Here is a 14,089-nt window from a genome sequence, read left to right as displayed (position 1 = left end):
TCCGGCTGGCGTGGCGGGCCCGGTGGGGTGCGCCTGGGGCACTGACCGTGAGGTCAGCACGCCCATGGAGGCCACAGTGTGCAGCGTTGCTCCGACACGGCCTCAACCGTCTCACGGAGGATGGATTACGGCTGGTCGTCCATGAGGTCGAGGTCGTTCCATGCCTGCTGGACCAAGCCGGAGGCGCGGCCGGCTTCGGTGTCGGTGAGTTCACCGAGGATCGCTTGGGTGACGGCGACCATGGCAGTGAGGGAGACAGTGCCCTGAACGCCCTCGATGGGCGTGACGATCAGATGATCGGCGTCCTCGGCAAGGGGGGAGGAACGCAGGTCCGTGAGGACGCTTACGGTGGCTCCGCGTTCGCGACCCATCCGGGTGAGGCCGCGCAGGGTGCGGGTGAGACGCCAGACGTTGAAGGCGAGCAGGCAGTCGCCCTCCTGCAGCCGAGTGATCTGAACGGCCTGAGTGGTGGCGGAGCCGAGGGCGAGCTGAATGTCGTAGCCCATGATGGTGCCGAGATGGCCGAGGATGTGGGCAGGCCCGGCCCCACTGCCGGAGCTGACGATCACGGTGCGGCGCGCAGACCTGATGGCCTGGGCGGTGGCACGGATCGCTTGGAGGTTCTCCTCGGTGGCCAGCGCGGTGACGTTGGCCGCGTCCTGATGCAGCACCCGAGCGGCGGCTTCGGCCGGCCGGGCCAGGCCGGGAGTGCCTGAGGCCACTGAGCTGAGGTAAAAGGCGCGCAGCTCCTGTCGGAGGTCTGTCCAGCCTTCGAAGCCGAGCTGTTGTGCAGTGCGAACGACGGTGGAGACGTTGACGCCTGCCCGCTCGGCGACCTCGCGGGCCGAGGAATACGTGGCGAACTGCGGCGCCCGGACGAGGACGTGGACCACACGCTCAGCCTGCGAGCCGAGCTTGCCCTGGCCCGCTCTTTCGGCAAGCCATGCCTCGATCGACACGTCGTCCTCCTCGTCGGCCTGCTGTCGGTCAGGTGGCCGGGGCGTTCCCGTACCCGACCTGGAACTCCCGGGTGTGCGCGCTGTCCGCGGAGCCGAAGAAGGGCGCCATACCCCGGCTGAACTCCAGGCGCTGGGCTGAATTGTGCCAGGCCGTGTACGCGGCCTGGTCGGCCCATAGGGCTGTGACGACGACCGTGTCCGGATCGTCGTCGGGGACCAGGACCTGGGAGGAGAGGGCTCCGGACGCCTCGAGGATGCCTGCCGCGCGGTAGTACGCGATCACGTCATCGACACGGCCCGGCGCGGGTCGCAGCGTCAGCATCGTGAATCTCATGCAACAAGCGTTGCAATAAACAGGTTGAACATCAAGTGTTGTTCTTCCGCTGTTGTGCATCTAGCGTTGCGTGCCATCTCTCCCCCGTCCCCAGTGGAGGCACTGTGTCGACCCTTGAGACCGGCCGCTCCGCCGCCGGCCAGGCGCTGCTGGCCAGACTCGACCGCCTGGAACCCGGCCGCCCGCACCGCCGACTGATGTTCCAGGGCGGCCTGGGCTACACCTTCGACTCCTTCGACGGCGCCCTGATGGGATACGCGCTCTCCGCCGTCATTGTGGTGTGGGGCATCGCCGCAGGCACCGCCGGCTGGCTGCTGTCCTCGATCTTCTTCGGCTACCTCGTCGGCGCGCTGGGCGCGGGCATACTCGCCGACCGGTTCGGGCGGCGACGCCTGATGATGTGCGCCCTGCTGTCTTTCTGCGTGTTCAGCCTGCTGATGGCCACTTCCTCCGGGACGGCCGAGCTGTTCCTGTGGCGGGCCTTGGCGGGCGTCGGCATCGGCGCGGAGACGACGCTGATCGCCCCGTACATTTCCGAGTTCCTGCCCGCACGGCATCGCGGGCGCTTCGTTGCCCGAACTGTCGGCTTCCTTGCCGTTGGATATGTCCTCGCCGGCATCGCCGCGCCGCTCGTGATCTCCCCGGATCCCGAGACGGGCTGGCGTATCGCCGCCGTTCTCGCCGCCGCACCGGTCTTGCTGCTGCTGTGGTGGCGCAAGACCCTGCCGGAGTCCCCGCGCTACCTGGTCGCCCGCGGCCGGATAGCCGAAGCTGCGAAGGTGGTCGAGAAGTTCGAGCGGGAATCGGCTGTCAACGGGCATCAGAAGGCGCCGCTTGATGAGGAGACCCCCGCCTCAGATGCAGCTGCTCGAACCGCCGCGCCCCGCGAGCGCAGCTTCCTCGGCCAGCTGGCTGCCCTGTGGCAGGGAAAAATGGCCCGTACCACGCTCGTCCTGTGGGTGCTGTGGTTCATCCTCACCGGCGTCAACTACGGTTTCACCAGCTGGTTGCCCGCAATGCTGGTGGCTGCCAAGGGTTTCACGATCACCAAGTCGTTCCTTTTCGCACTGGTCACCGCTCTAGCGCAGATCCCTGGCTACTACGTGGCGAGCGTCCTCATCGAGCGTGTCGAACGTAAGTGGCTCATCGCGGCCTATGCCACCGGCGCCACCCTGGCCGCCCTGGGCGTGGCCATGTCTGACGGCCAGGCGGCGCTGCTGGTCAGTTCGTCGTTCCTGGCCGCCTTCACCAACGGTTCGGCCGCCGTCTACTACGCCTACACCGCCGAGCTCTACCCGACCGCCATCCGTGCCACCGGCATGGGCGCGGCCTCCGCCGTCGGCCGGATCGGCGCTATCGCCGCCCCCATCACCATCGGCTACGTGTACCAGAGCGTCGGCTTCACCAATGTCTTCCTGGCCCTGGTCGGCGCTCTCGCCATTGCGGTGGCCGTGATCGTCGCGTTCGGCGAGAAGACCGCCGGACGCAGCTTGGAACAGTTGGAAGGAACCACCGCATGACTGCCTCCCCCGCCCCTCGCCTGCTCATTACCGGAGCCCGCCTCCTCCACCCCGAGCAGGGCGAACTCACCGATGCCTCCTGGATCGAGGTCGCCGACGGCCGAATCGCCGCCACCGGCACCGGCCGCCCCCCGGCTGCCCCCGACGGCGTAACCGTGATCGACGCGGGCGGAGCCACCGTAATGCCCGGCCTCGTGGATGCCCACGTCCACATCCTGATCACCAGCCTCAACCCGGCCGAGCGGGCGTCCTGGACGGCCGGCTACGCCACGGTCCGCGCCCTGCGGGAAGCCGGCCGCATGCTCCGCCGCGGCTTCACCACCGTGCGCGACGTGGGCGGCGCCGACCACGGCATGGCCCGCGCCCTGGACGAGGGCCTGATGCCTGGGCCCCGTCTCGTCTTCGGCGGCAAGGCGCTCTCCCAGACCGGTGGCCACGGTGACATGCGCCCGCTGTCCGAGGACCGGGTGCCCTGCTGCCATCACCAGCCGGACTTCGCGCGGATCGCCGACGGCCCGGACGCCGTGCGCGCAGCTGCCCGCGACGAGTTCCGCAAGGGCGCCCAGCACCTGAAGATCCTGCTCTCCGGTGGCGTCGCCTCCCCGCACGACGAGGTGTCCGCTGTCCAGTACACCGACGACGAGATCCGCGCAGCCGTCATCGAGGCCCACAACCACAACCGCTACGTCACCGTCCACGCCTACCACCCCCGCGGAATCAACCAGGCACTGCGCGCCGGTGCCCGCTGCGTCGAACACGGCAACCTCATCGACGACGAAACGATCGAACTGCTCCTGGCCAACGACGCCTTCCTTGTCCCGACGCTCATCACCTATGAGCAACTGGCCGAGACCGGCAAGCGGCACGGCTTGGGCGAAGCCTCGTACCGGAAGATCGACGACGTACGGCAGGCCGGCCTCGGCGCACTGGAGAGGGCACACAAGGCAGGCGTGAACCTCGTCTACGGCTCCGATCTCCTCGGTCCCATGCACGCCCACCAGCTCGACGAATTCACCCTGCGCGCCCAAGTACAGCCCAACGCCGACCTCATCCGCTCGGCCACCACGACCGCTGCCCGCCTGCTACGGATGGAAGGCCGAATCGGCACACTCGCCGTCGGCGCCCACGCCGACCTGCTCGTCGTCGACGGCGATCCCCTGGCGGACATTTCTGTTCTGACACGGCCGCAGGAGTGCCTCAAGCAAGTCATCAAAGCGGGCACACCGGTATGACCACCACGCACCGCCCGGTCGCCCGGAACAGCGCCGCCGACCGGGTGCTCCACTCAACCGTGCGGGCCGATGCGGGTGGGAGGCCGACGGCGGAGGGTCGAGCGGACGGTGTCGAAGGTAAGCGTGGCGAACAGGAAGCCGACGGCCAGGGCAACGATGACCATGCCGGCGATACCGATCTCGGTGACGGCGTTTAGGTGATCGCCGGGTTCGCCGAGTTCGACCGCCCCCTGCAGTCCCAGGGCTCCCGGGACGACAACCCAGAGCACCGGGACGAACCCGGCGTACGACGGCAGGGCGTCCGGGAGGCGATTGAAGACTCCGGAGGCGATGACGGTGGCGACCCCGGCGGCGACCCCGCCCAGAATCGGGCCGCCGTGGTCGGTGGCGAAGAACTGGACGGTGAAGGTGGTGTAGGCCACGAGTATCAGGGCGGGCAGGGCTCTGACGGGAGCCGACTCGGTGAGGAGGGATCCGGCGCAGAAGACGGCCACGCCGAGCCATGGGGCCCAGTCCAGTGTCGTGCCGGTGTAGTGGGGGGCGACGGGGATGAGCCTGGAGGCGGCGTAGGCGCCGAAGGCGAGCAGGACCATGCGCTGCACGCTGACTGCCAGCCGGGCCGTGCCGGAGATCGCCTGGCCTGCGGACAGGTCGATGACGGCGTAGGTCATGGCGGCGGCGGGCAGCAGCGACGCGAGAGGCGCGATCATAGCCAGGGAGGGGTTCATACCGATTCGGGGTGCGCACAGGTCGACGACGGCGGTGACGGCAAACGCGGCGACTACCGGGAACAGGGCCGCTCCGGCCCTGTTACGGCTCGCCAGACCGTTGACCCCGCCGACGATCATGGCCAGGCCGGCGGCGAGCACGAGGCCCCACCATGTGGCTTTGAGTAGCATGCCGAACCCGAGGCCGAACAACGCGTGCCCGGCCAGGACAGTGGCGGTGCTGTAGCGGGGCGGGGCGTTCTTCATCGCCCTGAGCCGCTCAAGGCCCTCCTCGGCGCTGGTCCGGCCAGCCGCTACATCGTCGAGCAGGGACTGCAGCTCCTGGAGCTGGTCCATACGCAGAGAGCCGGTTCCGGCGGTGGAGTTGTCGGCGTCGAAGAAGGCGGTGGTGCCGTCGGCGTGATGGACGAGCACCCCGGCGGGCATGGTGTAAACCCGGGTGCCGGGCAGGCCCAGAACGGTGGCGATCTGCTGCATGCGCCTGGTGACGTGGAAGCTCGGCACTCCGGCGTCGGCCTGGGTCACCGCGGCGTCATGGAAGAACTCCAGAGCCGCGTCCGAGGCTTCCGTGTTCCGGGCGGCGGCCGGTTCGCCGTCGGCGTCACGCCTGGTTCGGAATCTCATACCGGCTCCAGGGGTGTTCGCGGGGCGGTAGACGAGACGGGTCCGCGTCCGTCGGAGCACTGCCCCGGCGGACGCGGACCCCCGGACGCCTACTTGCCGTCGTCGAGGAGGTTCTTGAACACCTGCCCGTCCTTCACGATGACGACCAGGTTCTGCTCGGGTTCGGTGAGGACGGACGGGTCCTCCAACGGGTCGCCGTCGATGAGCAGGACGTCGGCCAGCGCGCCGGGCACGATCACGCCGAGGGTGCCGGGGTAGGGGTTGCGGGGCCCGGCCAGGGCGAGCATCCGGCCGTTGTTGCCGGTCGCCTGCCGCAGGATCTCTGCCGGGGTGAACCACTTGGTCCGGTGCACGAACTCCTCGTTGATCTTCGCGAGGGTGTCCGGCGCGCTGATGATGTCCGATCCGAAACCGATTCGGTCGAACCCGCTCTTCTTCGCCAGCCCGAAAAGCGTCTCCAGCCCCTCACGGGCCTGGGCGAACTTCTTCTTCGTCACCGGCGCGAGCCCCGGCGGGTCCTGGACGTAAACGCTGACCTGCGGACTTAGCCACGTCCCCTGCTCCTTCATCAGCTCCAGGGTCTCGGAGTCGATCAGGTTGGCGTGCTCAATGGTCCGCACGCCGGCCTCGACGGCGCGGCGGATGCCGGAGGGGTTGTAGACGTGGGTGGCCACGTAGGTATTCCAGTCGCCGGCCACCTTCACCGCCGCACCGATCTCCTCTGCGGTGAACTCGGTGATGTCCAGCGGATCCCGCTCGGAGGCGCAGCCCCCGCTCACGGCCAGCTTGATCTGGGAGGCGCCGCGACCCAGGACGTAGCGGGCGGCCTGCAGCATCTCTGGCACACCGTCGACCACCAGCAGATGCCCGTTCATCTGCATGTTGTCGCGGTGCCCTCCCAACAGACGGGCGGGTTCGGCCGCCGGGGTGAAGTCACCGTGCCCGGAAGTTTGGGAGATGATCGGCCCGGACGGGAAGATCCGAGGCCCCTGGGTCAGACCGCCGTCGATCGCCTTCTTCAACGAGAAGGTGTTGCCGCCGGTGTCCCGGATCGTGGTGTAGCCGCGCGACAGGTAGAGCTTCGCCATCGAAGCGCCGTACAGCCCGTGGTAGGCCAGGTCCGTGTTGGCCGCGTCCGCGAGCTTGGGCTGCAGCATGACGTGTGCGTGGGCGTCGATGAAGCCTGGCGTCAGGGTTCGCCCGTCCGCGTCGATGACCAGGGCGTCCGACGGGGCGTCGCCGCGGTCGCCGACCGCGGCGATCTTCCCGTCGGCGATCAGCACGCTGGTCGGACCGGTCAGCTCGTCCGAACGGCCGTCGAAGACCCGGACACCGGTGAACAGCACCGTCCGCCGGGAAGAAGCCGTTCCTCCTTCGGAGGCCGTACCGTCCGGCATCGACTTCGCAGCACTCATGAACGCCTTCCTCCACGATCGGCGGTCAAGCACAACCCCACCATGCTGCCCTGGTGGTCCAGTCGCCCAGCTGCTGGCGCAAACGAGTGACGCACCCGTATGAGACGCCCGGATCCCGGCTGCACGGGCATTTCCATGCCCTTCTCGCTCGGCAGCCGAAGGATCTCTATCGCCCTCCTGGGATCAGGAGGCCATCCGTCTGACGGGCACCACCATCAGCGGCCACAACGGCTCGCCCCTGTTCCAAGCGACTCACCTGCCGTACTGACCGCGTCGGTCTCCTGCACGCCCTCATCGACGTCCGTACGGTCCACCGGCAGCCGAGAATTGCCATGTCCACGCCTTTGCGGGGCCCGTGGCCGGCTACGCGGGCATGCGGGATGGGGCAGGCTGCCGGCCGGTATGCCGTGAAGGGGTTACGGGGGCGTAGCACGTAGGTAGGGCGCGCGCCGCGGGAGCCAGTAGCGGGTCAGCACGTCCAGAGCAAGGCAGATGTCAATGCTTCTGACGCCGTCCAGGCGGGCCAGGTCCTGAGTGATGAAGGTAGACAGTGCGGCTTCGTCCTCGAAGGCTCCATGGAAGAGCAGTGAGGATACGCCTGCGACGGTGGAGACGTAGCGGGCTGCACGATGTTGGCCGAGTGCGGTGGCGGTGGGAACGATGGCCGAGAGGTCGGTGGTGAGGGCGATCACCGGTTCCACGGGATAGCCGAGCAGGGCGGGTTCGATCTCGACCCGTGGCAGGACCAGTCCGCGGTCGAGGACAGAATGCAAAATGCGGTAGGCCGTGGACTGGCTGAGCCCCAACTTCCTGGAGATGTCCCCGGCGTTGGTTCGGCCGTCGTCGTGCAGCAGCTCGATGACAGCGCGTTCGTCATCTGTGATCGCCACCCTCTCACGCAGTGGTGACGAGGTAGGGAAGTCCTCGCACAGGTGATCGTGCTGAGCCGGGGTCAAGCGCGGCAGCCGCCAGTTTGCGGCTGTGGAGTAGGAGCCCAGGACTGTCTCCGTACGGGAAGCGGCGACTCCGTCAATGCCGCCGATCCGCTGGGCGAGGAGGTCGGCACTATCCGCGCGTCTGGGCGCCTGGACGATGGCGTAGACGTCACTGCTGCCGGACATGAGCGCGGTGAACTGGGTCTCGGATAGCTGGGCGACGGCCTCGGCTACCTCGCGGGCGCGCCCGGGAGCGGTCTTGAGCCAGACATGGTTGGGCGTGACGTCCGCGACCAAGGCCGAGTTGACCTGGCCGATCACCCTCGCGGTGCCGGTGTCCCGCAGGCGGCTCATGCGTCGGCTGACGGTGCTGGGTGATGTCTGCAGGACCTCGGCGAGCTGACGGGTGCCTGCCCGGGGCGCGTGCTGCAGGGCGGCCACGAGGTCCAGGTCCGCCTCAGCGAGAGTCACGGTCATGGCTCCAGATCATAGGCCCTGCCGCTCGTGGTCAGTTACCCGACCACGAGCGGAGACGGTTGATTGATTCAATTCAACCCAATCCATTGACTGACTATGCCATCTATGCGACGTTCACCGAACGTTTCCCCCATCCGCGTCTAGGGGAGTCCGCCGGAGGTCGCCGTGAACACCCAGACAGATGTCGAGCCCCGCGCTGCGCGGCTGCTCACCAGAGCGCTGAACAGGATCGAGTGGGCCGGCAACAAGCTGCCCCACCCCTTCTGGCTCTTCGTGGGGCTCAGTGCTGTCCTCGCCCTCGCAAGCGCCCTCCTGGACGCGCTGGATGTGACCGCCGCCGCCCCTGACGGAGAGGGGACGATCGAAGCGCGCAGTCTGCTGACCACCGCAGGGATCCGAGGCGTGGTCGAAAACGCAGCGGCCAACTTCACCGCCTTCCCGCCGCTGGCAACGGCTCTCCTGATCATGATCGGTGTGTCCGTCGCCGACAAGACGGGCCTGCTGAGCACTGCCCTACGCGCAGCAGTCATACGCGTGCCGCCGAAGTGGGTCACGTTCACGCTGTCGTTCACCGCGATGGTCTCGCACGTCGCCTCCGACGCCGCGTACATCGTGCTCATCCCGCTCGGCGCGCTCGTCTTTCGCAGCGTGGGACGCAGCCCGGTGCTGGGCATCGTGGTCGCGCTCGTCGCGATCTCTGCCGGGACCGACGCGAGCCCTCTGATCACACCGACCGACGTCATCCTGTCGGGACTGTCCACCGCGGCGGCACAGACGCTCGACCCCCACTTGGTGGTCAGCCCGGTGGCCAACTACTACTTCTCGCTGGCCTCGTCGATCGTGCTGTCCGTCGTGATCACCGTCGTAGTCGAGAAGTTCCTCGCCCGCCGGATCGAGCAGGACGAAAGCGACCGAAGTGATCTGTCCGTTGCCGGTGAGCAGGCACTGCACCTGACGCCGCAGGAGCAGCGCGGCCTGCGGCATGCGGGCTGGGCCGCAGGTGCCTTCATCGTGCTGATCACGGTGTCCGCGTTGCCGACCGGCTCCCCGCTGCGCGGCAAGAACGGCGCGGTCATCGAATCGCCGCTGATCTCGGGCATCGCCTTCCTGTTCATGCTGCTGTTCCTGCTCGCCGGAGCGGCGTACGGCCGAGCTGTAGGAGCGGTGCGCACCAGCCGGGACATCCCGGACCACATCGCGGCGGGACTGAAGGACCTCGCCCCCATCCTCGTCATGTTCTTTGCCGTTTCCCAGTTCCTGGCCTACTTCAAGTGGACCCACCTCGGGGAGATCATCGCGGTCAAGGGCTCCGACCTGCTGCGCTCGGCCGACGCGCACACCCTGCTGATCTTTGCCGGGCTGCTCGTCATGGTCAGCCTGATCAATCTGGTGGTGACGAGCGGGTCCGCGCAGTGGTCACTCGTCGCTCCGATCTTCGTGCCGATGCTGATGCTGCTCGATATCCCTCCGCAGACCACTCAGGCCCTCTATCGCATCGCCGACTCGTGCACGAACGTTGTCACCCCTGTCAGCGTCTACTTCGTCATGGCCCTCGGCTTCATCCAACGGCACCGCCACTCCGCCGGGATCGGCACTCTCGCCGCGATGACGATTCCGCTGGCCGCCTGCATGTTCGTCGTCTGGACCGCCCTGTTCCTGCTGTGGTGGGCCCTCGGCGTTCCCCTGGGTCCGGGCTCCCCCGTCCGCTGAAACCCCGCCGCCACAACCATCCCGCTTGTATCGAAAGGTCATCTGCCGTGCCTCGACCTCTGCTACTCAAGAACGCCCATGTCCTCGACCCGGAATCGGGCTCCTACCGCGAGGCTGACGTCCTGTGCGCCGACGGCCTCATCCAGCAGTCCGAGGGAAAGACGAAAGCTCCCCAGGACGCGATGGTCATGGACGTGGCCGGCGCCTTTGTGGTGCCGGGGCTGATCGACGCTCATGTACACGTCGCGGGCATCAACGCCGACACGACCGCCCTGCGCACGATGGCCCCCAGCTACATCGCAATCAAGGCCGCCCGGCGTATGGAAGCCATGCTGCGGCGTGGATTCACCACCGTTCGCGACGTCGGCGGCGCCGACTTCGGCATGGCGCAAGCTCAGCAGGACGGACTCGTGCAGGGGCCGCGCCTCGTCTTCGGCGGCAAGGCGCTGTCACAGACTGGTGGGCACGGCGACAAGCGCAGCCCTGGGGTGCAGGCGCAGGACGATCACCCGTTCTGCGGCGGCTCCTGCCGCGTCGTCGATGGCGTCGAAGGCGTCCGGCTAGCCACCCGGGAGGAGCTGCGCCGCGGCGCCCACCACATCAAGGTCATGGCATCCGGCGGAGTGGCCTCACCTACCGATCACATCGATGCCGTCCAGTACTCGGAAGCGGAACTGACCGCCATCGTCGACGAGGCCCACGCCGCCGGCACCTACGTCACCGTCCACGCCTACACCGCCGCGGCCATCAACCGGGCGCTGCGCGTGGGCGCCCGCTGCGTCGAGCACGGCAATCTCCTCGACGACCAAAGCGTGGAACTGCTGCTCTCCAACGAGGCGTTCCTCGTTCCAACCCTGGTCACCTACTGGGCCCTGCGCCGCGAGGGCAGGGACCACGGCCTGTCCGAGTACAGCTGGGCCAAGGCAGGAGAGGTGCTTGAGGGCAGCCTGTCCGCCTTGGAGCGCGCGGATCGGGCCGGTGTGCAGATCGTCTTCGGTACGGACCTGCTCGACGACATGGAGCGGCACCAGAGCCACGAGTTCCGGCTGCGTGCCCAGGTGCAGAAGCCGGCCGACATCATGCGCGCGGCGACGTCCACAGCGGCCCGGCTTCTGCGCCAGGAGGGGCGCCTGGGCACCACGACACAGGGTGCGCAGGCGGACCTGCTGGTCCTCCGCAACGACCCCTTGGCCGACATCGGCGTGCTGGCCGAGCCGGAGAAGCACCTACGTCACATCATCCAGGCCGGACGTGTGCTCGCTCAGCCCTGAGATCTTACAAAGGGAACGGGAGGAGGTCAGTTCTCGACGGATTTGTCCGTGTGACGTCGGGAGTCATGGCAAGGGCGACTACCGCCATCTACGACTACGGCTACGGCTGTTCACAGCGAGGCATCGCCCTCAAGGGCGGCGAGACGTCAGAGGCTCGGGCGGCACCGCTGAGCCATGGAAGAGACCATGACTCAAGTCGCCGGGTGCCGTCGATTCACCCGCCGCTATGAGCGTAAGGGCGAGCATTTCCTCGCCTTCACGAGCAGCGCCTGCAACCTCACCTGCCCCCCAGACTCGCGGGAAATGGCCTCGCACCCGGGCCAGGACAACCAGCGCACCCCATCAGGGCCGGGAAGGTGACCGTGCGCCCACGGTCATACGGGTCATGTCGCAGTACCGCTCCGCGAGTTCTTGCGGGGTGTACTCGCCTTCCGCGCGGTACCACTGTGAGACGCCCGTACACATGGTGACGATCGCCCTGCTGACCTCACGCGGATACGCGGTGACGAAGACGCCTTGCTCAACGCCCTCCTCGATCACGTGGTCCATCAGCCGCTGCTGTCGGTCACGGGCAGCGATGTAGGTGGTGCGGGCGTCTCCGGTGAGACTGCGGATCTCGCTGTAGGCAATGAAGGCGAGGCCTCGCCGGTGGGCATGGAAGAGCACGAGGCATTCCACGAGCAGTTCCAGCCGCCGCTGGACATCGTCGCCGGCCTCCTCCAGGGCTGCGGTGCTGCGTGCCCAGAGCTCGTCCATGGCGTAGGAGACGATTGCGACGAGCAGGGCCTGTTTCGACGCGTAGTGGTAGTACAGCCCCGGCACAGAGAGCTCCGCCCGGGCGGCCACCGTGCGGATCGTCGTCCCGTGGTAGCCGTGCTCCACGAAGCAGGCCAGTGCGGTCTCAAGGATGGGCGGCAGTCCGCTGCCTGAGTACGTTCTCCAGTCCGCCCTGACGTCCGCGTCTGACTTGGTCACAGCGCTCCCCTTGCCCCCTGGTTCTTCATCGCGTTGGCACGCCAGTATGCAGTGCCACGCGGCTCCGAACCGGCGGCAGACCTCTTGACATGGCGCTCCTGCCACATCAATCCTTCACCGAGCGATCGCTCGGTAGCCCTATCGTCGCACATCGCAGACCGAGCGAGCGCTCGGTAGCTATTGACCTGCGGTACGCCGTGAGCAGGAGGGACGAGTAGTGACAGTTCCTGAAGATCCCCCGTGGGGTTCGTTGCTTCCCACCAATGTCGAAGCAGAGACGGCGCCGGCACACGTCCACGACTCGCTCGTAGCCGCATGGACCGCTCGCGTGGCGAAGAACCCGGGCGCCCCGGCACTGCGCTACTTCGACGGCGTGATGTCCGCTCAGGAGGTCGACACGGCGTCGGATGCCCTGGCAGGTGCGCTCAAGAGCCGCGGAACCCGCCCGGGCGACCGCGTCGGCGTCTATCTGCAGAACGTCCCGCAGTACGCCCTCGTCCTGCTGGCCCTGTGGAAGCTGGGAGCCACAGCCCTGGGGCTCAACCCGATGTACCGGCGGCAGGAGCTGTGCCGGATTATCGACGACGCCGGTGCGGTCGGTGTGGTCTGCGCGGACACCGACGTCGAGGAGACGCTGGAGGCCCTGGCGGGAAGCACGGTCCGGTGGCTGATCAGTACGTCGGCGCTGGACTACCAGTCCCGGAACGATCCACGGGTCTTCGCGACGACGGAGCGCGCCGCCCCGGCACCGGACGGTGATCTCGCCGCGCTGATCGAGGAGTTCGCCGGTTTCCGGCCCGCACCGGCCCGGCTGAGCCGTGACGACGTCGCGTTCTTGACCTACACCTCCGGGACGACCGGACCGCCGAAGGGGGCGATGAACACCCACGGCAACGTCCTCAGCGTGGTGACGACGTACACGGCATGGACCGGCGTGAGCGACGGTGACGTCGTCCTCGCCATCGCGCCGTTGTTCCACATCACCGGCGCCGTGGTCAACGCGACGATGTCGCTGCTCACCGACACCACACTCGTCCTCGCCGGCCGTTTTCACCCTGAAGTGGCCCTGGAGGCCTTTGCCGAGCACGGCGTGACCTTCACCATCGGCTCCATCACGGCGTATAACGCGATCTACGAGCTGCCGCAGGCTGAGCCACGGCATTTCGCCTCGGTGAAGACCCTGTATTCCGGGGGTGCGCCGATCCCGCCGGCGACCGTCGAGCGGTTCCAGGAGCGGTTCGGCACCTACATCTACAACGGTTACGGGATGACCGAGACGACCTCTGCCGTCATCGCCGTGCCACCCGGACGCAAGGCGCCGGTCCATGGGCCGAGCGGGACGCTGTCGATCGGGATGCCGCTGCCGCATCTCACGGCACGCGTCATCGATCTGCACGGCGTTCCGGCACCCGTTGGGGCGCAGGGCGAACTCGAACTCAGCGGCCCCCAGGTGGTACCCGGGTACTGGGGAAAGCCGGAGGCCACCGAGCAGACGATGTCCGGAGGGCGACTGCGTACCGGTGATGTCGCCATCATCGACGAACAGGGCTGGGTCTACCTGGTGGACCGTCTGAAGGACCAGATCAACGTGTCCGGGTACAAGGTCTGGCCCCGTGAGGTCGAGGACGTGCTGTACGAGCACCCGTCGGTGCACGAGGCCGCTGTCGTCGGGGAGCCGGACGACTACCGCGGCGAGAAGGTCGTCGCCTATGTATCGCTCAAGTCGGGTGCGAGCCTCACTCAGGAGGAACTGATCGCCTTCTCCCGTGACCGCCTGGCGGCCTACAAGTGCCCTCGGCGGGTCCATTTCATCGCCGACCTTCCCAAGACGCAGAGCGGCAAGATCCGGCGCGCCGAGCTTCGTGCAGCGGACACCACGGGACTGTCCTCCCCCTCGAAAGGCTGATCC

The 14,089-nt window shown here is 67.7% G+C and carries 11 protein-coding genes; 5 read left to right on the top strand and 6 right to left on the bottom strand.

What is annotated here, in order from left to right:
* Positions 1-125 precede the first annotated feature (125 nt).
* Both ACLIN4_RS35655 and ACLIN4_RS35650 read right to left on the bottom strand, forming a co-directional pair.
* Positions 126-959: a MurR/RpiR family transcriptional regulator gene (locus ACLIN4_RS35655; RefSeq protein WP_411576672.1), complete on the bottom strand. Its 834-nt coding sequence runs from the start codon at positions 957-959 to the stop codon at positions 126-128.
* 28 nt (positions 960-987) lie between these two features.
* Positions 988-1,293 (bottom strand): antibiotic biosynthesis monooxygenase family protein, encoded by a 306-nt coding sequence (locus ACLIN4_RS35650; protein ID WP_411576671.1) that lies wholly within the window; start codon positions 1,291-1,293, stop codon positions 988-990.
* A gap of 104 nt (positions 1,294-1,397) precedes the next feature.
* Between ACLIN4_RS35650 and ACLIN4_RS35645 the strand changes: the two genes are divergently transcribed.
* Positions 1,398-2,813, top strand: a complete 1,416-nt coding sequence (locus ACLIN4_RS35645) for an MFS transporter (RefSeq protein WP_411576670.1) — start codon at positions 1,398-1,400, stop codon at positions 2,811-2,813.
* Positions 2,810-4,045 (top strand): metal-dependent hydrolase family protein, encoded by a 1,236-nt coding sequence (locus ACLIN4_RS35640; protein WP_411576669.1) that lies wholly within the window; start codon positions 2,810-2,812, stop codon positions 4,043-4,045. Before ACLIN4_RS35645 ends, ACLIN4_RS35640 begins: the two co-directional genes overlap by 4 nt.
* Positions 4,046-4,098: 53 nt before the next feature.
* Here the strand turns inward: ACLIN4_RS35640 and ACLIN4_RS35635 are convergent, their stop codons facing one another.
* The 3 genes from ACLIN4_RS35635 to ACLIN4_RS35625 form a co-directional block, all read right to left on the bottom strand.
* Positions 4,099-5,397: a threonine/serine ThrE exporter family protein gene (locus ACLIN4_RS35635; RefSeq protein ID WP_411576668.1), complete on the bottom strand. Its 1,299-nt coding sequence runs from the start codon at positions 5,395-5,397 to the stop codon at positions 4,099-4,101.
* A gap of 89 nt (positions 5,398-5,486) precedes the next feature.
* The gene (locus ACLIN4_RS35630; protein ID WP_411576667.1) at positions 5,487-6,812 is read right to left on the bottom strand and encodes a metal-dependent hydrolase family protein; all 1,326 of its coding nucleotides are present in this window, start codon (positions 6,810-6,812) and stop codon (positions 5,487-5,489) included.
* 416 nt (positions 6,813-7,228) lie between these two features.
* Positions 7,229-8,224 carry an Lrp/AsnC family transcriptional regulator gene (locus tag ACLIN4_RS35625; protein WP_411576666.1) on the bottom strand — a complete coding sequence of 332 codons (996 nt, stop codon included), beginning with the start codon at positions 8,222-8,224 and terminating at the stop codon, positions 7,229-7,231.
* A 165-nt stretch (positions 8,225-8,389) separates the two neighbouring features.
* On the opposite strand from ACLIN4_RS35625, the gene ACLIN4_RS35620 reads away from it, so the two are divergent.
* Together ACLIN4_RS35620 and ACLIN4_RS35615 are read left to right on the top strand one after the other, a co-directional pair.
* A complete protein-coding gene (locus tag ACLIN4_RS35620) occupies positions 8,390-9,934 on the top strand; it encodes an AbgT family transporter (RefSeq protein WP_411576665.1) in 1,545 nt (514 codons plus the stop codon).
* A gap of 47 nt (positions 9,935-9,981) precedes the next feature.
* On the top strand, positions 9,982-11,205 hold the full coding sequence (locus tag ACLIN4_RS35615) for a metal-dependent hydrolase family protein (protein ID WP_411576664.1): 1,224 nt from the start codon (positions 9,982-9,984) through the stop codon (positions 11,203-11,205).
* A gap of 342 nt (positions 11,206-11,547) precedes the next feature.
* On the opposite strand, the gene ACLIN4_RS35610 is transcribed toward ACLIN4_RS35615, so the two are convergent.
* Entirely contained in the window at positions 11,548-12,180 is a 633-nt protein-coding gene (locus ACLIN4_RS35610; protein WP_411576663.1) for a TetR/AcrR family transcriptional regulator, read from the bottom strand.
* A gap of 328 nt (positions 12,181-12,508) precedes the next feature.
* On the opposite strand from ACLIN4_RS35610, the gene ACLIN4_RS35605 reads away from it, so the two are divergent.
* The gene (locus ACLIN4_RS35605; RefSeq protein ID WP_411576662.1) at positions 12,509-14,086 is read left to right on the top strand and encodes a class I adenylate-forming enzyme family protein; all 1,578 of its coding nucleotides are present in this window, start codon (positions 12,509-12,511) and stop codon (positions 14,084-14,086) included.
* The last annotated feature ends 3 nt before the right edge of the window (positions 14,087-14,089 follow it).

Origin of the sequence: Streptomyces mutabilis (genome assembly GCF_046628145.1) — a bacterium.
Classification (GTDB): domain Bacteria; phylum Actinomycetota; class Actinomycetes; order Streptomycetales; family Streptomycetaceae; genus Streptomyces; species Streptomyces mutabilis.
The sequence above is the reverse complement of the archived record's forward strand: the minus strand, read 5'-3'. Positions and strand labels throughout refer to the sequence as shown.